Source organism: Actinophytocola sp. (genome assembly GCF_035942955.1).
Lineage (GTDB): Bacteria > Actinomycetota > Actinomycetes > Mycobacteriales > Pseudonocardiaceae > DASYTH01.
Window position 1 is genome coordinate 26,418 of record NZ_DASZCQ010000285.1, and the last position, 21,366, is coordinate 47,783.

23 protein-coding genes are annotated in these 21,366 nt (G+C 71.1%); 11 read left to right on the forward strand and 12 right to left on the reverse strand.

The features are described from left to right. Positions 1-206 precede the first annotated feature (206 nt). From VGX25_RS28945 to VGX25_RS28980, 8 genes are read right to left on the reverse strand one after another with little or no spacing between them, the layout of a single operon-like run. Complete coding sequence (locus VGX25_RS28945) at positions 207-983, reverse strand: IclR family transcriptional regulator (protein WP_326921095.1); 777 nt, start codon at positions 981-983, stop codon at positions 207-209. After that, the gene (gene pcaC / locus VGX25_RS28950) at positions 980-1,360 is read right to left on the reverse strand and encodes a 4-carboxymuconolactone decarboxylase (protein WP_326921096.1); all 381 of its coding nucleotides are present in this window, start codon (positions 1,358-1,360) and stop codon (positions 980-982) included. The genes VGX25_RS28945 and pcaC overlap by 4 nt, the downstream gene beginning before the upstream one ends. Beyond that, complete coding sequence (pcaD, locus tag VGX25_RS28955; protein WP_326921097.1) at positions 1,357-2,127, reverse strand: 3-oxoadipate enol-lactonase; 771 nt, start codon at positions 2,125-2,127, stop codon at positions 1,357-1,359. Before pcaD ends, pcaC begins: the two co-directional genes overlap by 4 nt. Next, the gene (gene pcaB, locus VGX25_RS28960) at positions 2,124-3,242 is read right to left on the reverse strand and encodes a 3-carboxy-cis,cis-muconate cycloisomerase (protein ID WP_326921098.1); all 1,119 of its coding nucleotides are present in this window, start codon (positions 3,240-3,242) and stop codon (positions 2,124-2,126) included. Before pcaB ends, pcaD begins: the two co-directional genes overlap by 4 nt. Next, positions 3,235-3,783: a protocatechuate 3,4-dioxygenase subunit alpha gene (pcaG, locus tag VGX25_RS28965; protein WP_326921099.1), complete on the reverse strand. Its 549-nt coding sequence runs from the start codon at positions 3,781-3,783 to the stop codon at positions 3,235-3,237. Before pcaG ends, pcaB begins: the two co-directional genes overlap by 8 nt. Then, entirely contained in the window at positions 3,780-4,490 is a 711-nt protein-coding gene (pcaH, locus tag VGX25_RS28970; protein ID WP_326921100.1) for a protocatechuate 3,4-dioxygenase subunit beta, read from the reverse strand. Before pcaH ends, pcaG begins: the two co-directional genes overlap by 4 nt. Continuing rightward, entirely contained in the window at positions 4,487-5,221 is a 735-nt protein-coding gene (locus VGX25_RS28975) for a CoA-transferase subunit beta (protein ID WP_414636015.1), read from the reverse strand. Before VGX25_RS28975 ends, pcaH begins: the two co-directional genes overlap by 4 nt. Positions 5,222-5,244: 23 nt before the next feature. Next, the gene (locus tag VGX25_RS28980; protein ID WP_326921102.1) at positions 5,245-6,060 is read right to left on the reverse strand and encodes a CoA transferase subunit A; all 816 of its coding nucleotides are present in this window, start codon (positions 6,058-6,060) and stop codon (positions 5,245-5,247) included. A gap of 161 nt (positions 6,061-6,221) precedes the next feature. Here VGX25_RS28980 and VGX25_RS28985 point away from each other — a divergent pair, with 161 nt between their 5' ends. The 8 genes from VGX25_RS28985 to VGX25_RS29020 all read left to right on the forward strand — a co-directional run bounded on the left by VGX25_RS28985 (position 6,222) and on the right by VGX25_RS29020 (position 14,082). Continuing rightward, positions 6,222-7,181, forward strand: a complete 960-nt coding sequence (locus tag VGX25_RS28985) for an ABC transporter substrate-binding protein (RefSeq protein ID WP_326921103.1) — start codon at positions 6,222-6,224, stop codon at positions 7,179-7,181. After that, positions 7,178-7,942, forward strand: a complete 765-nt coding sequence (locus tag VGX25_RS28990) for an ABC transporter permease (protein WP_326921104.1) — start codon at positions 7,178-7,180, stop codon at positions 7,940-7,942. The genes VGX25_RS28985 and VGX25_RS28990 overlap by 4 nt, the downstream gene beginning before the upstream one ends. Beyond that, positions 7,939-8,712 carry an ABC transporter permease gene (locus VGX25_RS28995; RefSeq protein WP_326921105.1) on the forward strand — a complete coding sequence of 258 codons (774 nt, stop codon included), beginning with the start codon at positions 7,939-7,941 and terminating at the stop codon, positions 8,710-8,712. Before VGX25_RS28990 ends, VGX25_RS28995 begins: the two co-directional genes overlap by 4 nt. A gap of 41 nt (positions 8,713-8,753) precedes the next feature. Beyond that, positions 8,754-9,539 carry an ABC transporter ATP-binding protein gene (locus tag VGX25_RS29000; protein WP_326921106.1) on the forward strand — a complete coding sequence of 262 codons (786 nt, stop codon included), beginning with the start codon at positions 8,754-8,756 and terminating at the stop codon, positions 9,537-9,539. Positions 9,540-9,547: 8 nt separating this feature from the next. Next, a complete protein-coding gene (locus VGX25_RS29005) occupies positions 9,548-11,005 on the forward strand; it encodes an aldehyde dehydrogenase family protein (protein WP_326921122.1) in 1,458 nt (485 codons plus the stop codon). Then, on the forward strand, positions 11,005-12,177 hold the full coding sequence (locus VGX25_RS29010) for a 4-hydroxybenzoate 3-monooxygenase (protein WP_414636012.1): 1,173 nt from the start codon (positions 11,005-11,007) through the stop codon (positions 12,175-12,177). Before VGX25_RS29005 ends, VGX25_RS29010 begins: the two co-directional genes overlap by 1 nt. Continuing rightward, on the forward strand, positions 12,174-13,295 hold the full coding sequence (locus tag VGX25_RS29015; RefSeq protein ID WP_326921107.1) for a 5-methyltetrahydropteroyltriglutamate--homocysteine S-methyltransferase: 1,122 nt from the start codon (positions 12,174-12,176) through the stop codon (positions 13,293-13,295). The genes VGX25_RS29010 and VGX25_RS29015 overlap by 4 nt, the downstream gene beginning before the upstream one ends. 160 nt (positions 13,296-13,455) lie before the next feature. Then, positions 13,456-14,082 (forward strand): LPXTG cell wall anchor domain-containing protein, encoded by a 627-nt coding sequence (locus VGX25_RS29020; protein ID WP_326921108.1) that lies wholly within the window; start codon positions 13,456-13,458, stop codon positions 14,080-14,082. Between the two features lie 248 nt (positions 14,083-14,330). Here the strand turns inward: VGX25_RS29020 and VGX25_RS29025 are convergent, their stop codons facing one another. From VGX25_RS29025 to VGX25_RS29035, 3 genes are all read right to left on the reverse strand, one after another. After that, a complete protein-coding gene (locus tag VGX25_RS29025; RefSeq protein WP_326921109.1) occupies positions 14,331-15,023 on the reverse strand; it encodes a response regulator transcription factor in 693 nt (230 codons plus the stop codon). 81 nt (positions 15,024-15,104) lie between these two features. Next, positions 15,105-16,097 carry a pentapeptide repeat-containing protein gene (locus tag VGX25_RS29030; RefSeq protein WP_414636013.1) on the reverse strand — a complete coding sequence of 331 codons (993 nt, stop codon included), beginning with the start codon at positions 16,095-16,097 and terminating at the stop codon, positions 15,105-15,107. Positions 16,098-16,133: 36 nt separating this feature from the next. Further along, the gene (locus VGX25_RS29035; protein WP_326921110.1) at positions 16,134-16,991 is read right to left on the reverse strand and encodes a lysozyme; all 858 of its coding nucleotides are present in this window, start codon (positions 16,989-16,991) and stop codon (positions 16,134-16,136) included. Between the two features lie 261 nt (positions 16,992-17,252). On the opposite strand from VGX25_RS29035, the gene VGX25_RS29040 reads away from it, so the two are divergent. Next, the gene (locus VGX25_RS29040) at positions 17,253-19,376 is read left to right on the forward strand and encodes a putative bifunctional diguanylate cyclase/phosphodiesterase (RefSeq protein ID WP_326921111.1); all 2,124 of its coding nucleotides are present in this window, start codon (positions 17,253-17,255) and stop codon (positions 19,374-19,376) included. Positions 19,377-19,468: 92 nt separating this feature from the next. Continuing rightward, the gene (locus tag VGX25_RS29045) at positions 19,469-20,257 is read left to right on the forward strand and encodes a M15 family metallopeptidase (RefSeq protein ID WP_326921112.1); all 789 of its coding nucleotides are present in this window, start codon (positions 19,469-19,471) and stop codon (positions 20,255-20,257) included. A 7-nt stretch (positions 20,258-20,264) separates the two neighbouring features. On the opposite strand, the gene VGX25_RS29050 is transcribed toward VGX25_RS29045, so the two are convergent. Beyond that, the gene (locus VGX25_RS29050; RefSeq protein ID WP_326921113.1) at positions 20,265-20,837 is read right to left on the reverse strand and encodes a type VII secretion system-associated protein; all 573 of its coding nucleotides are present in this window, start codon (positions 20,835-20,837) and stop codon (positions 20,265-20,267) included. Positions 20,838-21,053: 216 nt separating this feature from the next. Between VGX25_RS29050 and VGX25_RS29055 the strand changes: the two genes are divergently transcribed. Further along, a complete protein-coding gene (locus VGX25_RS29055) occupies positions 21,054-21,365 on the forward strand; it encodes a hypothetical protein (RefSeq protein ID WP_326921114.1) in 312 nt (103 codons plus the stop codon). Position 21,366 lies beyond the last annotated feature (1 nt).

The following is a 21,366-nucleotide window of genomic DNA, read 5'->3' on the forward strand; positions in this document are numbered from 1 at the left end:
CACGGGGCATCCGGCCCGCACCGGACTCCGCCGCCCTTTCACCACTCAGCCCCCACCCCGTCTGGGGTGGGGAGGTGGGTTCGTGGGCAGTTTATCCGGGATTCGCAGCTGAAAGATCAAAGTCGGGTGGGTTGTGGACAGGTGGGGGAGATGTGGACAACTCCACGTTGGGGAGTCGGCCGGGCTTGACAACGCGGAGCCGAGGCTCAGCGCCGTTGCCGGCCGAAGAAGTCGGCCTCGATCCGAGCGGCGGTCTTGAGCAGCGGGGGGAGCAGATCCCGGCGCATGACCTCCAGCGAGGTCCGGCTGGCGTGCGCGGAGACGTTGAGCGCGGCGATGACCCGGCCGGTGCGGTCCCGGATGGGTGCGGCGATCGCGCGCAGGCCGTCCTCGAGCTCCTGGTTAACCAGCGCGTAGCCCTGGGCGCGGACCTTGGCCAGCTCGCCGCGCAGTGCGGCCACCGAGGACACCGTGCGCGCGGTGAGCGGCTCGAGCCGCACACCGTCGAGATAGGACTCCAACTCGCCGTCCGGCAGGCCGGCGAGCAGGACCCGGCCCATCGAGGTGGCGTAGGCCGGGAACCGGGTGCCGACGCTGATCACCACGGTCATGATCCGGCTGGTCGGGACGCGGGCGACGTACACGACGTCCTGCCCGTCCAGCACGGACACCGACGAGGACTCGTTGACCTCGGCGACCAGCGCCTCCAGGTGCGGCTCGGCCACCTCGGGCAGCGACAGGCTGGACAGGTAGGCGTAGCCGAGCTCGAGCACCCTGGCGGTGAGCGAGAAGAACCGGCCCTCCGCGCGCACATAGCCCAGCTCGGCCAGGGTGAGCAGGAACCGCCGGGCGGCCGCCCTTGTCACCCCGGTGGCCGCGGCGACCTCGCTGAGCGTCAGCTCCGCGTGATCGCGGTCGAACGCCCGGATCACCGCGAGCCCGCGCTCGAGCGACTGCACGAAGTCCGGCCCGCGGGGGCTCATGTCGACACCCCCAGCTCCGCCAGGACCCGGGCGGCGACCGCGAAGGCGGAGTTGGCGGCCGGCGCGCCGGCGTAGACGGCGGTGTGCAGCAGCGCCTCCCGGATCTCCACCGGGGTGACTCCATTGCGGACCGCCGCGCGGACGTGCATCGCCAGCTCTTCCTCGCAGCGCAGCGCGGCGAGCAGGGCCAGCGTGAGCAGGCTGCGGGTGCGCCGGTCCAGCTCGGGCCGGGCCCACACCTGCCCCCAGGCGGTGCGGGTCACGTACTCGTAGAACGGCGCGGTGAACGGCGTCGCGTTCGCGGCGGTCCGATCGACGTGCTCGTCGCCGAGCACCGCCCGGCGCACCTCGTCGCCCACCCGGTCCGGCTCGGTCATCGGTCACCTCCGAGGAAGTCGAGCAGCAGCCGGGTCACGGCCTCCGGCTGCTCGACGTTGGCCAGGTGCGCGGCGTCCGGCAGGATCTCAAGGCGCGCCTCGGGAATGCCGTCGGCGAGGCGGCGCGCGTGGTCCGGCGGGGTGGCCGGATCCTGTGCGCCGGCGATCACCAGCGTGGGCGCGGTGATCGAGCCGAGGAGGGGCGCCAGGTCCATCACCTGGATGGCCCCGCAGCAGCCCGCGTAGCCCGCCGCGGGCGTGCCGGTGAGCTGATCCTTCGCCCAGGCGACGACGTCCGGGTGCTCGGCGGCGAACCGCGGGGTGAACCACCGGCCCACCATCACGTCGGCGATCGCCGCCATCCCGTGCTCCCGCACGGTTCGCGCCCGCTCGGCCCACATCTCCGGCGGCGCGATCCGGGCCGACGTGCACAGCAGCACCAGCCGGTCCACCCGCTCCGGCGCGTGCGCCGCCACCCACATGGCGACCATGCCGCCGAGGGACAGCCCGCCGAGATGCACCCGGTCGAGGCCGAGGACGTCCAGCATGGCCAGCACATCGCCGCCGAGGTCCTCGAGCTGGCAAGGGTTTTCGTCGAGGGGTGACGCCCCGTGCCCGCGATGGTCGTAGCGGACCACCCGGAACCGCTCGGTGAGCGCCGCCAGCTGCGGCTCCCACATGGCGACGGTGGTGCCGAGCGAGTTGCCGAGCACCAGCACCGGAGCATCTTCCGGTCCGTCCACTGTGTACCGTAGCTCGACGCTCATCGCTCCTCCCGCGCGGCAAGGGCCCGGTCCACCAGCTCGGCCGACGCGCCCACTCCGGCGTCCACATGGGACACCAGGCGCGCCAGGTTCCGCGCGAGCGCGTCGGAGTCGACGACCAGCCCGGACAGGCACTGCCGCAGCCAGGCCGCCGCCGACCCGACCGCGGTGAGCAGCTCCCGCAGCGGCCGCCACTCGGCCTGCCACGCGCCCGCGGCCCGCTCGTGCTCCTGCACCATCGCGGCGAGCAGCGTGGCGACCAGCCCCGGCGCCTGGCTCGCGCAGGCCAGCGCGGACACCGCGGCGACCGGATTCCGCTTGTGCGCCATGGAGGACGAGCCGCCCGGCGCGGCCTCGGCCACCTCGCCCACCTCGGGCTGGGACAGCAGGGTCACGTCCCGCGCGATCTTGCCGATCGTCCCCGCGGCCGTGCCGAGCGCCCCGGCCAGGTCGGCGATCCGGGTGCGGTCGGTGTGCCAGGGCAGCGTCGGCACGGCCAGCTCCAGCTCGGCGGCGAACGCCTCGACGACGTCGAACGCACCAAGGGTTCCGGCCGGGCCGCCGAGCTGAACCGCCAGCCGGGAACGCACCCGGCCGAGCCGGTCGGCCGCCTCGTCCAGCGCCACCAGCCACCGGGCCGCCTTGAGCCCGAACGTGATCGGAACGGCCTGCTGCAAAAGGGTCCGCCCGGCCATCGCCGTGTCGCGGTGCTCCCGGGCCAGGCCCGCCGCCGCGTCGGCCGCCCCGGCCAGATCATCCAGCAGCACGTCAAGGGCGCGGCGCGCGACGAGCATGGCCGCGGTGTCCAGCACGTCCTGGCTCGTCGCTCCCATGTGGACAGATCCTCCGGCGACCTCGCGCAGCGACGCCACCAGCGCCACCACCGGGTTGCCGGACTCGGCCGCCCGCCCGGCCAGTTCGCCGGCGTCGATCCGGTCGGGCCGGCAGGCGGCCGCCACGGTCGCGGCGTCCTCGGCGGACAGCAGGCCGACCTTCGCCTGCGCCCGAGCCAGCGCGGCCTCCACCTCGAGCAGCGCTCGCAGCCAGGACGGATCGCTCACCGCCGCGCGCACCCCGCCGCGGGCGAGCACCTCGTCGAACAATCCCGGCTCAGACACTGAAGAAGACCGTCTCGCGCTCGCCCTGCAGCCGGATGTCGAACCGGAACCCGTCCCCGTCCGGCTCTGCCACCAGCGTCGCCCGCCGCACATCGTCTACGGTGGACAGCACGGGATCCTCCGCGTTGGCCGCCGCCTCGTCCGGCAGGTACACCCGGGTCACCACCCGGTCCAGCAGCCCCCGCGCGAAGATCGACAGATCGATGTGCGGCGCCTGCAGCCGTCCCGCCGTGTCGGGCACCCGGCCCGGCCGCACGGTCAGGATCGCCCAGTTGCCGTCCACATCGGACGGGCAGCGCCCGAAGCCCCGGAAGTCCGAGCCGCGCGGATCGTCGGGATGGTTGAACCGCCCGGCCGGATCCGCCTGCCAGCTCTCCACCAGAGCGTCCGGCACCGGCTCGCCGTCCCCGTCGAACACCCGCCCGCGCAACCAGAACGCCCCGGCCGTGCCCTCCGGCACGACGTACGGACCCTCCGGCCAGGGCAGCGCGTGCGAGAAGAACGGCCCCACCGTCTGCGAAGGAGTAAGACCCAGGCTCATGACCTCTCCATCGGGGTGGCTTCCCGGCCGCGCAGCACGATGTCGAACCGGTAGGCCAGCGCCCACTCCGGCACCGTGTGGGACAGGTCGAAGCTGGAGATCATCCGAGACCGCGCCGCCTCGGGCACCGCGTTGAAGATCGGGTCCTGGTAGAACAGCGGATCCCCGGGGAAGTACATCTGGGTCACGAGCCGTTGCGTGAACGACCGGCCGAACAGCGAGAAGTGGATGTGCTGCGCGCGCCAGGCGTTGTCGTGGTTGCGCCACGGGTAGGCGCCCGGCTTGACGGTCACGATCCGGTACGCGCCGTCGGCATCGGTCAGGCAGCGCCCGACCCCGGTGAAGTTCGGGTCGAGCGGCGCCGGATGCCGGTCGGAGTCGTGGTGGTAGCGCCCGGCCGCGTTGGCCTGCCACACCTCGAGCAGCGTGTTCGGCACCGGCCGGCCGTCGGAGTCGAGCACCCGGCCGTGCACGATGATCCGCTCGCCGAGGGGTTCCCCGTCGTGCTGCCGGGTGAGGTCCGCGTCGTCCGGGTGCACGAACCCCTCGCCGAGCAGCGGCCCGGTGATCTCGGTCAGCGAGTGCGGCAGGTACAGCGGCGGCAGCTTCGGCGCCCGCCGCACGGTCGACCGGTACTCCGGGCTGTACAGCGGCGGGTGCACGTCATCACCGGGCCGCTGGTACCCGCGCAGCACGAGGTCCGTCACGACGAGCTCCTCTCCACCAGGCGCCGCAACACCTTCAGCTCCTCGTCCGTTGGTGGCTCGGTCTCGGTCAGCGACTCGGAGACCGTCAGCGACCAGCCGGTCGCGGCCCGCGCGTCGTCCGGGCTGCCGCCGGGGTGGACCTTCGTCAGGGTCAGCTCGCAGGTGATCGGATCCGGCTCAAGCACGCCGAGATCGGTCACCACCAGGACCGGACCCTTGCCGCGCAGCCCGAGCGACTCGCGGCTGCCGGCACCCTCGCCGTAGCCGACCGAGGTGATGAAGTCGACCTTCTCCACGAACGCGCGCCGGGTGTGCCGCAGCATCAGGAACACCTCACGGCAGGACGCCGCGATCTCCGGCGCCCCGCCCGCGCCGGGCAGCCGCACGCCCGGCCGCCGGTAGTCGGCGCCGATCACCGTGGTGTTGAGGTTGGCGTACTTGTCGAGCTGGGCGGCGGACAGGAAGCCGACGTCGATCCGGCCGGGCTGCAGCCAGTAGTTGAACACCTCGGGCACATTCACCACCGAGTCCGCCGTCTCGGCCAGCTCACCGTCCCCAATGGACAGCGGCAGCCGCTCGGGCTTCGCCCCGATGGCGCCGGATTCGTAGATCAGCACCAGGTCCGGCGCGTGCACCCGGCGGGCCAGGTTCGCCGCCGTGCTGGGCAGGCCGATGCCGACGAAGCAGGACGTGCGCCCGGCCAGCGCGCGCGCCGCGATGACCGTCATCATCTCCTCGGCCGTGTAGTCCGCGGTCACGACGGCACCGGATCCAGCACGTTCTCGCTCAACCAGGCCGTGAACGTGGCGCGATCGCGGCTGATCGCGTCCCACTCCTGGTAGGCGCGGTTGTCCCGGTCGTAGTAGCCGGCCGCGTAGGACGGGCGCGCGCCGCCGGGCACCACGGCGACCGCGGTGACCACCCAGCTCGGCAGCACCACCGCGTTCGGCCGCGGATCGAGCGCGTCGACGACCTCCTCGACGGTGACCAGCGACCGCCGGGCGGCCAGCACCGCCTCCTTCTGCACCCCGGTGAGCCCCCAGAGCTGGACGTTGCCGCGGCGATCGGCGCGCTGGGCGTGGATGATCGTGACGTCCGGCCGCAGCGCGGGCACGGCGGTGAGCACCTCCCCGGTGAACGGGCAGGCGATCGTGGCGAGGGTCTCGGTGTGCCGCATGAGATCCGTGCCGGCGTACCCGCGTAGCACGGCGAACGGCAGGTCCGACGCGCCGGCGACGTACCGGTTGGCCATGCCGGCGTGGCTGTGCTCCTCCAGCTCGAGCGGGCCGGGCCAGCCGTTCTCCACCGCGTCCCGCAGCCGGTGCAGCGAGCCGACGCCGGGATTGCCACCCCAGGAGAACACCAGCCGGCTCGCGCATCCGGCGCCGATGAGCTGGTCGTAGACGATGTCCGGGGTCATCCTGACCAGCGTGAGCCCGCGCCGGCCCAGCCGGATGATCTCCTGGCCGGCCCGCACCGGGATCAGGTGCGTGAACCCCTCGAGCGCCACCGTGTCGCCGTCGTTCACGAGCGAGGCGACGCCCTCGGCCAGACCGACCAGCTCGGCCATGGACCCCTCCGCGTGCGCTATGCGAACGAACGTTCTTCCATCGCACCTTAGGGAGCCGAATCGAAACAAGTCAAGGTTGACGGTGCCCGGTCCGGGTCCTACGTTCTTTAGCTGAACACCCGTGCGCTCTGCGAACAACGGTTCCCCATATGGAGTCCACGATGCGACGAAACCTTGCTGCACTGCTGTTCGCGACGGTCATGGTGACCGGCGCCGCGTGCGGCTCGAACGATCCGGCGCCACCGTCCACGCCCGGCCAGCCGGATCAGGTCAAGGTCGGGGTGATCCCGATCCTCGACGTGGCGCCGATCTACCTCGGCAAGCAGAAGGGCTTCTTCAGCAACCGCAACATCGAGCTGACCCTCGAGCAGGCCCAGGGCGGCGCGGCGATCGTCCCGGCGGTGGCCAGCGGCCAGTACCAGTTCGGCTTCAGCAACGTGGTCTCGCTGCTGCTCGCCCAGTCCCGCAACCTGCCGCTCAAGATCGTCTGCAACGGGAACAACTCCACCGGTGAGGACGGCAAGGACTTCGCCGGGCTGTTCGTGAAGGCCGACAGTCCCATCCAGACAGCCAAGGACCTGGCCGGCAAGAAGGTCGCGGCCAACACGCTGAAGAACATTGTGGACACCTCGGTGCGTGCCTCGGTGCGCAAGGCCGGTGGCGACCCGGCGTCGGTCCAGTTCGCCGAGCTGCCGTTCCCGCAGCAGCCGGCCGCGCTGGAGTCGGGGCAGGTCGACGCGATCTTCGTGGTGGAGCCGTTCCAGCAGCAGGTCGTGGCCCAGGGTGCGCGCAAGATCGCCTCCAGCTACGTCGACACCGCGCCGAACCTGACCGTGGCCACCTACTTCGCCTCCACCCAGCTGATCGGCCAGAACCCCGACCTGGTCAAGCGGTTCGTCGAGGCGATGAAGGAGTCGCTGGCCTACGCCGACTCCCACCCCGACGAGGCCCGGCAGATCATCGGCACCTACACCCAGATCCCGGCGGACGTGATCGCCAAGGTGACGCTGCCGAAGTGGCCGGCAGAGGTGAACCGGGAGTCCGTGCAGAAGCTGTCCGAGCTCGCCGTCGGTGACGGCCTGCTGTCCAAACCGGCCGACCTGAACGCCTTGTTCCAGTGAGATTTCTGCTCGGCCTGATCGGGCTGATCGGTTTCGGCGCCCTGCTCGAGCTGGTGCCGGCCACCGGCCTGATCCCCGATCGCTACCTCCCGCCGACCAGCCGCATCCTGGCGACCGCGGCGGACGAGGTGGCCGACGCCCGGTTCTGGAACGCGCTGCTGGACACCCTGATCACCTGGGGCCTCGGCCTGGGGATCGCGGTGGCCGGCGGCGTGGCGGTCGGGGTGCTGATCGGCTCGGTGCCGCTGCTGCGCGCGGCCACCGCGTCGACCATCGAGTTCCTCCGGCCGATCCCGTCGGTGGCGCTGATCCCGCTGGCCGTGCTGCTCTACGGCTCCACGATCACCTCGACGCTGATCCTGGTGGTGTACGCGTCGTTCTGGCAGGTGCTGGTGCAGGTGCTGCACGGTGTCGCCGACGTCGACCCGGTGGCACGGGACACCGCGGCGGTCTACCGGCTCGGCCGGTGGGCCACCGTGCGCTACCTGATCTGGCCGACCACCCTGCCGTACGCGGTCACCGGGTTCCGGCTGGCCGCGTCGGTCGCGCTGATCCTGGCCATCACCGGCGAGCTGATCATCGGCTCGCCCGGGCTGGGCAAGGAGATCGCGGTCGCCCAGGAGAGCGGCGCGGTGCCGCAGATGTACGCCCTGGTGGTGGTGACCGGCCTGATCGGGGTGGCGGCCAACCTGCTCACCCGGACCGCCGAGCGCCGGGTCCTTGCCTGGCACCCGTCGGTGCGCGGGGAGGTGCCCGCATGAGGATCGCCGAGCGCGTCGTCCTGGCGTTGGCGCTGCCGGTCGTGCTCGTCACGATCTGGTGGTTCGCCAGCGCCGGCAGCACCAACTTCTACGTCCCGCCGCTGGCGACGATCCTGACGGCCTTCAACGACACCTGGCTCGGCCCGCTGATCGTCACCGACGTGCTGCCCAGCCTCGGCCGGCTCGGCCTCGGCTACGCCGCCGCCCTCCTGGTCGGGATCGCGCTGGGCGTCGCGATCGGCCGGCGCAGGACCCTGCGCGCGCTGCTCGAGCCGGTGCTGGAGTTCCTGCGGGCGATCCCGCCGCCGGTGCTGGTGCCGATCCTCATCCTGTTCGCCGGCATCGGCGGCGGGATGAAGGTGCTGGTGATCGTGTCCGGCTGCGTGTGGCCGATCCTGCTGAACACCGTCGAGGGCGTGCGCGCCATCGACGACGTGCTCGCCGACACCTGCCGCAGCTACCGCATCGGTGGCCGACTTCGCCTGTGGCACCTGGTGTTGCGCTCGGCAAGCCCGCAGATCATGACCGGCGCCCGGCAGGCCCTGTCCATCGGGATCATCCTCATGGTGATCAGCGAGATGTTCGCGGCCAGCAGCGGCTTCGGCTTCACGATCGTCCAGTTCCAGCGCGGCTTCCAGATCCCCGAGATGTGGAGCGGCGTGATCCTGCTCGGCATCACCGGCGTCGTGCTGTCCCTGCTGTTCCGCCTTGCGGAGCGCGCCGTTCTGGGTTGGTATCACGGTCTGCGGACCATGGACAGGAGGCGGTAGCCGATGATCTCGCGGCCGCCAAGGCGAGTGCTGGGGCGCTGATGCTGGCTATCGATGGGCTGCGCAAGGTCTACGACGGTCACGGCCGGCGGGTTGAGGCCATCGCCGACATCACGCTGACGGTCGAGGACGGCGAGTTCGTGTGCATCGTCGGGCCGTCCGGGTGCGGCAAGACGACGCTGCTGCGCTGCATCGCCGGGCTGCTGCGCCCGACCTCGGGCGAGGTGCTGCTGGACGGCAAGCGGGTGACCGGCCCGCCGCCCGGCCTCGCCGTGGTGTTCCAGGAGTACGGCCGCAGCCTGTTCCCCTGGTTGCGGGTGGCCGACAACGTGGAGCTGCCGCTGCGCGCCGCGGGCGTTGCCAGGGAGAAGCGGCGGCGGCTGGTCGCCGCGGCGCTGGAGGCGGTGGGGCTCGACGACGCGCACGGCGCGTACCCGTGGCAGCTGTCCGGCGGCATGCAGCAGCGGGTCGCCATCGCCCGCGCGATCGCCTCCGACGAGCAGCGGGTGCTGCTGATGGACGAGCCGTTCGCCGCCGTCGACGCGCAGACCAGGGCGGACCTGGAGGACCTGATCCGCAGGGTGTGGGCGCTGACCGGGTTCACCGTGCTGTTCGTCACGCATGACATCGACGAGTCCGTCTACTTGGGACAGCGGGTGGTGATGCTCGGCTCCCCGCCGACCCAGGTGGTCGAGGAGCTGGCGGTCGACCTGCCGCTCGATCGCGACCAGCTCACCACCCGCAGCGACCCCCGGTTCGCCGAGCTGCGCGGCCGGGTGTATGCCCAGATCCAGAAGGCCAAGCTGGAGAAGCTGGAGAAGACATGACGGCGGTGCTGACCCTGTTGGACACCAACGATTTCGACGGCCGGATCTACGGCGGGAGCTGGCTGGAGTCGCGCGGCGGGGTGGCCGCCATCGTCGAGCCGGCCACCGGCGCCGAGCTCGGCCGGACCGGGGTGGCCGACGCCGAGGACGTGGCCCGGGCCTGCGCCGCCGCGGCCGCCGCCCAGCGGGACTGGGCAGGGGCCGGCTTCGAGCACCGGGCCGCGGTGCTGCGCCGGGCCGGCGCGCTGGTCGAGCAGCACGCCGAGGAGCTGCAGCGCTGGGTCGTGCGGGAGACCGGCGCCGTGCCCGGCCTCGCCGAGTTCGCGGTCGGCGTCGCCGCCCAGGAGTGCTACGAGGCCGCGGCGCTCGCCTCCCGGCCGCCCGGCGAGATCCTGCCCACCGCGCAGCCGCGGCTGTCGCTGCTGCGCCGGGTCCCGGTCGGGGTGGTCGGCGTGATCTCCCCGTTCAACGTGCCGCTGATCCTGTCCATCCGCTCGGTCGCGCCGGCGCTGGCGCTCGGCAACGCGGTCGTGCTCAAACCGGACCTGCGCACCCCGGTCAGCGGCGGGTTCGCGATCGCCAGGATCCTGGAGAACGCCGGCCTGCCACCGGGTCTGCTGCACGTGCTGCCCGGCGGCGCGGAGGCCGGCACCGCCCTGATCACCGACCCGCACGTGCGGGTGGTCTCGTTCACCGGATCCACCGCCACCGGGCGCAGGGTGGCCGAGCTGGCCGGGCAGCACCTCAAGCGGGTGCACCTGGAGCTTGGCGGCAACTCCGCGCTGATCGTCATGGACGACGCCGACCTCGAGCGCGCGGTGTCCGCCGGAGCCTGGGGCTCCTTCCTGCACCAGGGGCAGATCTGCATGACCGCCGGCCGGCACCTGGTGCACGAGCGGGTCGTCGGCGGCTACCTCGACGCGCTGGCCGCGCACGCCGACGCCCTGCCGGTCGGCGACCCGGCCAGCGAGCAGGTCGCCCTCGGCCCGCTGATCGACGAGGCCCAGCGGGACAAGGTGCACACGCTCGTGATGTCCACTGTGGATGCTGGAGCGAAGCTCGCGGCCGGCGGCACCTTCCAGAACCTCTTCTACCGGCCGACCGTGCTGGCCGACGTCACGCAGGACATGCCCGCCTACGCCCAGGAGGTGTTCGGGCCGGTGGCGCCCGTGATGCCGTTCGCCACCGAGGAGGAGGCGGTGCGCCTGGCGGCCGGCAGCGGCTACGGCCTGTCGCTGTCGATCCTCACCCGGGACGTGATGCGCGGCCTTGCGCTCGCCGAGCGGATCCCCACCGGCATCGTGCACGTCAACGACCAGACCGTGAACGACGAGGCGGTCGCGCCGTTCGGCGGCGTGCTCGACTCCGGCACCGGCGCCCGCTTCGGCGGCGCCGCCAACGTGGACGCCTTCACCGAGCAGCGATGGATCACGCTGCGCGGCGAGATCCCGGCGTACCCGTTCTGATGCGTACCCAGGTGGCGATCATCGGGGCCGGCCCGGCCGGGCTGCTGCTCGCCCACCTGCTGCACCTGCGCGGGATCGACTCGGTGGTGCTGGAACGGCAGTCCCGGGAGCACATCGAGAGGCGGATCCGGGCCGGCGTGCTCGAGCAGGGCACGGTCGACCTGCTCGACGAGATCGGCCTCGCCGACCGGATGCTGCGCCAACGCCTTGTGCACCAAGGACTCGAGCTGCTGTTCGACGGCGCCGGGCACCGCATCCCGCTGACCGACCTGACCGGCCGCGAGCTGACCATCTACGCCCAGCACGAGCTGGTCAAGGACCTCGTCGCAGCCCGCCTCGGGACCGGCCGCCCGCTGCTGTTCGAGGCGCCGGCAACCCGGATCACCGGCCTGGACACCTCCTCACCCACCGTCCACTACGGACATGACGGCGAGCTCACGGCCGACTTCGTCGCCGGCTGCGACGGGTTCCACGGTGTGAGCCGACAGTCCATTCCGGACAGCGCGGTGACCGCGTACGACCACGTGTACCCGTACTCCTGGCTCGGCATCCTGGCCGAGGCGCCGCCGTCGTCCGAGGAGCTGATCTACGCCTCGCACGACCGGGGCTTCGCGCTGCACAGCATGCGCTCGCCGCGGATCACCCGGCTCTACCTCCAGGTGGCGCCGGACGAGAAGCTCGAGGAGTGGCCGGACCGCCGGATCTGGGCGGAGCTGTCCACCCGCCTCGCCCGCGACTCCGGGTTCGAGCTGGCCGAAGGGCCGATCCTGGACAGGAGCATCGCCGCGTTGCGCAGCCACGTGATCGAGCCGATGCGCTACGGCCGGCTCTTCCTCGCCGGTGACTCGGCGCACATCGTGCCGGCCACCGGGGCCAAGGGCCTCAACCTCGCCGTCGCCGACGTCTCCGTGCTGGCCGCGGCGATCGATCAGTGGTACACCACCGGCCGGGAGACCGGGCTGGACGCCTACTCGGCCACGTGCCTGTCGCGGGTCTGGCGGGTGCAGCACTTCTCCTGGTGGATGACCACGATGCTGCACCGCCCGCCGGACTCCGACCCGTTCACCCGGCAGCTGCAGCTGTCCCAGCTTCGCTACCTGACCACCTCGACCGCGGCAGCCACCTCCTTCGCGGAGAACTACGTGGGACTGCCGCTGCCCAAAGGAGGATGACCGTGCGCACGACCCCGCCGTTCCGAGCCGACCACGTCGGAAGCCTGCTCCGGCCAGCCGCCCTGCACGCCGCCCGCGCGGACCGGGCGGCCGGGCGCATCTCCGCCGAGGAGCTACGCAAGGTCGAGGACGAGGCGATCCGCGACGTGGTCGCCATGCAGCGCGCGGTCGGGCTGCAGTCGGCGACCGACGGCGAGTTCCGCCGCACCGCGTGGCACATGGACTTCATCTACCGGCTCGGCGGCATCGCCCAGTCCGACGAGAAGATCAAGGTCCACTTCCGCAACGCCAACGGTGACCTGGAGTTCACCAGCGCGGCGCTGGTGGTCAACGGCCGGATCCGGTTGCCGGAGACCATCTTCGGCGACCACTTCACGTTCCTGAAGTCCATAGTGGAGCCCGGTGTGACGCCGAAGCTGACCATCCCGTCGCCGAGCATGGTCCACTACCGGGGCGGCCGGGCGGCCATCGATCCGACCGTCTACCCCGACGAGGAGGAGTTCTGGGCCGACCTGTCCGCGGCCTACGCCAAGCAGATCGCCGGCGTGGCCGAGCTGGGCGGCACCTACCTGCAGCTCGACGACACCAGCCTGGCCTACCTCAACGATCCCGAGCAGCGTGCCGAGCTGGCCGCCCGCGGCGACGACGCCGAGCACCAGCATCTGCGCTACATCAAGCAGATCAACGCGGCGCTGGCCGACAAGCCGGCCGGGTTGACCGTGACCACGCACATGTGCCGCGGGAACTTCCGCTCGTCCTGGGTCGCGGAGGGCGGCTACGATTTTGTTGCCGAAGCGTTATTCTCCGAGCTGGCCGTGGACGGGTTCTTCCTCGAGTACGACGACCCGCGCTCCGGCGGGTTCGCCCCGCTCCGGTTCGTGCCGCCCGGAAAACTCGTGGTCCTGGGCTTGATCACGACCAAGCGCGGCGAGTTGGAGAGCAAGGACATGATCAAGCGGCGGATCGAGGAGGCGGCGAAGTACGTCCCGATCGAACAGTTGTGCCTCTCTCCGCAGTGCGGTTTCTCGTCCACAGTGGAAGGAAATACGCTGACCTATGACGAGCAAGTGGCGAAGCTCACACTAATCGTCGAGCTGGCGGCCGAAATTTGGGGCTAAGCTCCATCCCGATTGGACTCGAAGTGGTCAGGGGGCCCGCGCGCGCCTTCGCGGCGTCCGCTAGATTGCGGTGCCAAGCCTGTTTGACCACTTTGGAGCCCAGATGATTCGCCGGGTCGGCATCGCATGCAGCACAGCCCTCGTTGCCACTGCCATCTCCTTGGCCGTCGCCCTTCCCACGAGCGCGCAGCCCTCTGCCGACCCCCCGGTCTCCGGAGACCCCCGGGCCACCGCCCATTCCGGCAACGCGACCACCTGCGAGCAGGCCGGGCTGTCCGGTAGCAAGGTCACCGTCGGGTTCGTCATCGACCCAACCAACCGCTTCGTGACGATCACCTCGGTGCCCTCCGACATCGAGCTCACCGGCACGGTCGTCAAGGGCGGTGACGGCTACAACGTCTACGGGCCGCAACACCTGGTGCTGCTGCACTCGCCGCTGGTCGGCGCCAACAACCAGAACATCCCCCAGATCAGCCACTGGTTCGCGTGCGGCACCAAGAAGGACACGTCGACCACCACCACGACGACGACCACGACCACGACGACCACCACGACCACCGGCTCGTCGTCCTCGACGACCACGACCACCACGTCCGGCGGCGCCGGCGGCGGGACGACCACGACCACCGCGCCGGCCGGCCAGGGCAGCGGCGGCGCCGCGAGCGGTGACCTCGCCTCCACCGGCGTCTCCGCGGTGACCCCGATGCTGATGGCCGGCGGTGCGCTCGTGCTCATCGGCGGCGCGCTGCTGTACTTCCTGCGCCGCACCCGTGGTCAGCGCCGCTGACCCTCCGCCGGCCCGGAAGCGAACCGCCCCCGCTCGCGCAGTGCGAGTCGCGGGGCGGTCGCCGTCCGTCCACAAGGAACCGAGTGCCCCGCGCGTCCCCCGCAGGCTGTCCAGCACGGACCACGCGCCGGTTGGCCGGATTCGGGCTCGGCACTCGCCCCAGGGGACCGACGGCTCGGCAATTGCTTGCGGCGTAAGAACAAGGTGAAGCTCGTAGCGAGAATGACCGCATCCGTCTGGCAGCCGGATCAGCGGCAGTCGCCGACCGTGCGCATCCGGGAGATGGCGGCCTTGCGGTCGGTGACGCCGAGCTTGGTCTGCAGCGCGGAGACCAGGTTGCTGACCGTCTTGGGCGCCAGCCGCAACCGCGCGGCGATGGCGGCGTTGCCGTGCCCCGCCGCCAGCAGGTCGAGCAGCTGCCGCTCGCGCATGGTCAGGCTCGGCAGCGGCCGGGTGTCCCGCGGCCGGGCCAGCAGGTCGAGCACCCTGGCCGCGACGTTCTGGCCGAAGATCGCCTCGCCGGCGGCGACCCCGCGCACCGCGCGCACGATGTCCTCGTCCGAGGCGCACTTGAGGAGGTAGCCCCGCGCGCCGGCCCGCATGGCGGTCAGCACCGACTCGTCGTCCTCGCACGCGGTGAACACCAGCACCGCCGTGCCCGGCAGGGCCCGGCGCACGGCACGGATCGCCTCGACGCCGTCGCCCCCGCTCATCCGCAGGTCCAGCACGAGCACATCGGGGTTGTGCCGCAACGCAAGCGAGATCGCCTCGCGCCCGTCGGCCGCCTCCGCGACCACGGTCATCCCCGCCGCCGCGGTCAGCAGACCGCGAAGGTGGCCGACGACCCCGGGGTGGTCGTCGGCCACCAACACGCTCAGCCGCGCCGGTCCCGGCCGCGATGCCGGGGGCCGCTCACTGAGGCTGACGCGGTGCTCGAGCACATCCGGAATCCTGCTCGGCGGGCGCCCGGCGGCACATCAGTGGCCGCTACGTAACTGTCGGCCGGCCGACTACGTAGTCGCTTAATTTCCGCCCGGACCAGCCCGAACGCCGCGATCCCTCCAGCCGTCCGGCAGATTGTGCTCCTGCTCGACCGGCACCGTCAGGCCCGTCGTGTCCACCGACGCACCGCCGGCGAACCGAGCATTCCGAAACGAGACCGGCCCGTGGAACACCGCGTGGGCGAACCTCGTGTCGTGGTGGAACTCGGCGCGCGTGAAATCGATCTTGCCAAGCGCCTCGAGCTTGTTGAACCAGGAACGATCATGGAAGACCGTGTCGTTGGCGTAGAGCCGACCCCAGCAGCGAGCGCGGGTGAACCAGACGGGACCGCGAACCACCGCGCCGCTGAGCCTCGTCGCCTCGTAGAGCTTGGTCTCGCGCGCTCGGATCTGGCCGACCACCCGGTTCTCGATGCTGAAGAACTCCAGGGTCGCGCCGTGCAGGTCGAGGTCGTAGATCGGAGAGTCCTCATCGGACACCGCAGGGAGCAGGTCGGCGATCAGCCGCTGCGCGGTCATTCGGACCTGCAGCTCGCGATCTGCCGCCCGCGTCTCCTCGGCGTCCCAGGTGCGTGCCTTGTCCCCGCGGACCTCGGCGTACCGGTAGTGATCGAAGGGTCTACGCAGGTATGCGCACAGCACGTCGAGCACGGTCTGCGTGTAGCCCGGCCGGCTGCGGGCCAGCCCGGCCAGTGCGTGCATCGCGCCGACCCGAACCTGGTCGGCCTCGTTGCCGAGCAGCTCCACCGCACGAGCGAACCGCTCGTCGGCGACCCGTTCCCGATCGTGCTGGGCTCGCTGAGTTTCCAGGCTGTGCCGGTTCTCCTCCACCCGGCGTCGACGGTCGTTGAGCCACAAGGCGTAGAGCGCGACCATCGCACCTGCCGCGAGCCCGCCGGTCTTCAGCGCTTCGCTGAGATCGGACCCGTCGATCCGCACCAGGACGACCACCAGCACTCCGATGCCGATGGCCGACGCGACGACTAGCCAGAACCAGAGTGGGCGGGCGCGCACGGCGACATCGTGGCACGCCCGCCCCACCGGGATGGATCAGTCGTGGGCGGTGGCGAACACCACCAGCCGGTCGTAGCTTCCGTTGAACGTGTTCTGGTCGATCGGCGAGGAGCTGTACTGCCACACGGTGTAGAAGCTCCAGTTGTACGGCAGCGTGCCGACCGTCGAGGAGTACCTGGCGACCCACAGCGGGTTGGTGCTGCTGAAGTCGCCGCTGACGCACTGGCTCCACCAGCTGGTCGACGTGTAGATCGCCGGGTACTTGTTCCAGCGCGCCTTGTACCGGTTGCTGAAGTCCAGGATCCACTGGGTCATCGCGGCCTTGGTCTTGCCGTAGCAGGTGGATCCGTACGGGTTGTACTCCATGTCGAGGGCGCCGGGCAGCGTCTTGCCGTCGGCCGACCAGCCGCCGCCGTTGTTGCTGAAGAAGTCGGCCTGCGCCGCGCCGCCGGACCGGTCCGGCAGCGCGAAGTGGTACGCGCCCCGGATAAAGCCCTGGTTGTAGGAACCGTTGTACTGCTGGGCGAAGTAGGGGTTCCGGTAGCCGGTGCCCTCGGTCGCCTTCACCCAGACGAACCGCTTGCCCTGGTTCCAGTAGTTCGCCCAGTTGACGTTGCCCTGGTGGCCGCTGACGTCGATGCCGGGCACCGACGCCATGATCCCGACGTCGGCCGGGTTGACCTCCTGGGGCATCTCCGCGGTGCCCTCGTGCAGGCGGATCTGCGAGCCCATCGGATGGTCTTGGGTTCTGATCAGCTCCTCGACCGACACCGCGTCGGCGGCGTCGTCCGGCCCGGCTTGCGCGGCGGGGCCGAACGTGACGATCAAGGCAGCGGTGGATAGCGCGACGACCGCGGCGTGCAGGGGGCGCCGCCTTCGTGTCTTGGACCTCATGGGTGGGTTGCCCTTTCCGAATTGCCCTCACGTTTGGCGACTCGCAGGGTTGAGTCGCCCAAAGCGGATTGTGGGCGGTAAACAACCCACTTGTCACTACTTCCCGTGAATTGATCACACATCTGGCCGAACATGTCAAATGGTCTAGACCAGATGAAGGATCCCTTGACGGCTCGGAACTGAACGTGGACGGAGGGTGAGAGCAGCCGTATCCTGCGCTTACCCCGAGGGGTCTACCTTGTGTGCCGGAGGGTTGTCCGCATGGCGAGTCCAGCATGGCGATCGGTCAAGGTGATCGCTGGTCGTGACTCGTTCGCCTCCGCGTGGGCCGCCGCGCTGTCCGGCACCGGCTACGTGCCGATGGAGCGCGCCCGCCTGGTGGCCAGGGTCCGCGATCTCGCCGACGTGCTCACCGCCGCGCTGCGCGCCGAGACGTTCGTCGCCGAGCCGGTCGAGCGGGTCGGCACCGCGCTGGTCGACATGCACATGACGGCGCCGGAGGCGTTGGCCTGCTCCATTCGGCTCATCGGCGAGGAGCTGCTGCGCTCCGCGGGGGCCGAGGGGGACCCGCGGGCGCGCGAGCGGGTCCCCGCGGTCCAGGCCGCGCTCGCCGCCGGCTTCGCCAAGGCCGTCCGCGAGTGGGTCTACCGCGAGCAGGAGGTGCTGCGCCGGGCCGCGCTCGACGCCCGCGACCGCGCGGAGGCCGCCGAGCGCGCCACCGAGGCCCGGTTCCGGGCCATGTTCGCCGATGCGGCGATCGGGATTGGGATCTCCGACATCGACGGCACGCTGCTCGAGGTCAACTCGCGGTTCGCGAGCATGCTCGGCTACCCGCCGGACCAGCTGCGCGGCACCGACATCAGCACGCTGTTCCACGCCGACGACCCGGTGGAGACGCGGCGCTACTTCGCCCAGACCGCGGCCGGGGAGCGCGACCACTACCGGATCGAGCGGCTGTTCCGGCGGCGCGACGGTAGTCCACTGTGGACGAATGTGACCGTGTCGCTGGTCCGCGACGACGCCGGCGCCCCGCAGTACCTGGTCGGCATGATCGAGGACATCACCGAGCGCCACCAGCTCCAGGAGCAGCTGCGCTACCAGGCCAACCACGACCCGCTGACCGGCCTCGGCAACCGCGCCCTGTTCACCGAGCGGCTGCACGCCATGTTCACCGGCGGCGGGGACGGCCGGATCGCCCTGTGCTATCTGGATCTCGACGGGTTCAAGGTGATCAACGACAGCCTCGGCCACGTGGTCGGCGACCAGCTGCTGGTCGCCGTGGCCAGCCGGCTGGACGGGCTGGTGTCGGCCAACGGCCGGCTGGTCGCCCGGATCGGCGGCGACGAGTTCGTGGTGCTGGTGGAGAACACCGCCGGGGTGGACGAGGTGATCATCCTCGCCGAGGACATCCTGCGCTGCCTGACCGAGCCGGTGCGCATCGGCGGGCACCGGCTGTCGGTGTCGGCCAGCATCGGCATCGTCGAGCGCTCGGTCGCCGAGTCCACGCCGGCCGAGACCATGCGGGACGCCGACATCACGCTGCACTGGGCCAAGGCCGACGGCAAGAACCGCTGGGCCTGCTTCGACAAGGAGCGCAACGCCAAGGAGATCGCCCGGTTCACGCTGTCGGCGACCATGCCGGCCGCGCTGGCCCGCGGCGAGTTCTACGTCGACTACCAGCCGCTGCTGCGGCTCGGCGACGGCAAGCTGTTCGGGGTCGAGGCCCTGGTCCGCTGGGCCCACCCGGAGTTCGGCCGGCTGCCGCCCGACCGGTTCATCGCACTGGCCGAGGAGACCGGCCTGATCGTCCCGCTCGGACGCTGGGTGCTCAACGAGGCCTGCGCCCAGGCCCGGGAGTGGCTGGACACTTACGCCGCCGCCGCGCCGCTGGTCAGCGTGAACCTGGCCGCGCGGCAGGTTACCGAGCCGACCCTGGTCGAGGACGTCCGGTCCATCCTGGACGGCACCGGCGTCCCACCGACCAAGCTGCAGCTCGAGCTCACCGAGAGCGCGATCATGGGCACCCCGGGCGAGCCGCTGTCCGCCCTGCGTGAGCTTGCCGACCTCGGCGTGCGGATCGCTATCGACGACTTCGGCACCGGATACTCGAACCTGGCCTACCTGCGCCACCTACCCGTGCACGCGCTCAAGGTCGCCGGCTCGTTCGTCGAGGGCCTGCGCGACGGCGCGGCCGGCTCGGTCGACACCCGGATCGTCACCGCGCTGGTGCAGCTCGCCCACACGCTCGGCCTCGAGGTGATCGCCGAGGGCGTGGAGACCCAGGCGCAGGTCGACGTGCTGCGCGAGATCGGCTGCGACTCGGCGCAGGGGTGGCTGTTCGCCAAGCCGGGCCAGCCCGAGGAGATCGAGCGCTGGCTGGTCTGATCGCGCTCGCATAAGGACACCCCTTGACGAGATCGTTTCTCGGGGAGTAAAGCCTGTGTGTGATTTTCCACCCTGCTAACACGGAGGCACACATGGCACGACCACGGCTGGCCCGCCCCGTAGTCCGGATCCTGTTAGCCCTTGCCCTGGTAGCAAGCGGTCTGGTGTTCGCGTCGGTGGCCAACCAGGCGGCCGCCGACGGCTGCTACACCTGGGGACGGACCCTGAGCCAGGGCGCGTCCGGCGATGACGTCCGCCAGCTCCAGATCCGGGTCGCCGGCTGGCCCGGCTTCGGCGGCCATCTCGCCATCGACGGCCAGTACGGCCCCGCGACGGCGGCCGCGGTCCAGCGCTTCCAGTCGGCCTACGGGCTCGGCGCCGACGGCGTTGCCGGACCCCAGACGTTCAGCAAGATCTACGAGCTGCAGGACGACGACTGCACCCCGATCCACTTCGCCTACTCCGAGATGGACGACGGCTGCGGCGGCTCCGGGTTCGACGGCGGCCCGCTGTCCGAGTCGGCCACCCGGTTCAACGCGTTGAAGACCATGTGGCAGCTCGAGGCGCTGCGGCACGCCCTCGGCGACCGGGCGCTGAACATCAGCAGCGCGTTCCGCAGCACCTCGTGCAACAGCGCGGTCGGCGGGGCGAGCAACAGCCAGCACCTCTACGGCAACGCGGCCGACCTGACCGGCACCCCCACCTTCTGCACGCTCGCCCAGCGGGCCCGCTACCACGGCTTCGGCGGGATCTTCGGTCCGGGCTACCCGGGCCACGACGACCACACCCACGTCGACATCCGCACGTCCAACGTCTGGTCCGCGCCCAACTGCGGCATCGGCTCCGCGGCCGCGCTGACCGACATCGAGCCGGACATCTAGACCCGCCCTACCCGGCGGCCGCCAGGTCTCCGGCCGGGATCAGCGCGGTGACCGGCCCACCCGGGTTGATCACCAGCGGGTGGCCGCGCAGCAGCGGCACCAGGTCCCGGCCGGAGATCTCCCGCCAGCCCGGCCAGGCCGGCGGCACGTGCGCGGGCGAGGTGCACACCGGCACCATCACCGTGCCGTGCCGCCGGTTCGGGAACCCGGTCACCGAGGTGTCCTCGGGGCTGGCGGCGTAGAGCAGCAGGCGCGCCGCCAGCACGGCGGGCGGCAGCACCTCCTGGTCCCGCTCGCCGGCCTTGACCAGCTCGAGCAGCCGCTCAAGGTCGGGCTCGGGATCCGGCTCCGGCTCGGCCACCGCGGTCGGGGACGGCCGGTACGCGGTGTTGGCGTGGAAGTTCTCCTCGATCTCCCCGTCGCCGTTGACGGGGTACGCGCCGATCACGCCCCACGGCGGCACCTCGTCGTCCGGGTCGAGCGCCGGGTCGATGACGTACAGCCAGGTGTTCGGGTTCTCCCGCGCGGCCTGCCGCATCTCCGCGGTGATCTCCGGCGCGACCTGCTCGGACGGTGACATGCCGGACATCGTAGGTTCCGTCATCGATCACCAGGTCAGGCGTCCCACAGAAAGTCACGGTCATGCCGATGCTGTGGGAACCACTCCACAGGGTCAGGCATCAGAGATAAAGTCGTCGCAAATGCACAGTACTGAGGGAGACGCGCCGTGTTCCTAGCAGACGGTGGTGGCTGGGGTAGTACCTCGTCCGCGCCCAGCTACAGCGGTACCCAGACGTTGCGCATCGAGCCGTCCGCGATCCCCGCCGCGCTGGTCGCGTTCCGCGCGGCGCACGAGCGGGTCCTGCGGAAGGTCCGCGAGCTCAACGGCCTGGACTTCAGGCCGTGGGCCGGCGACGAGGTCAGCAGGGAGACCGCGGTCCAGTTCGCCGATCGCTCCATCGGCGGCGGCGCAGAGTCGGCACGGGAATGCCTGCTCGGCTATGAGCAGCAGCTGCGCAACGCCGTCGAGTCGCTGGAGGCCGCGCAGGCCGACTACATCGCCATGGAAGGCGACAACTGCGCGCTATGGGGCAAGTACGACAACTAGG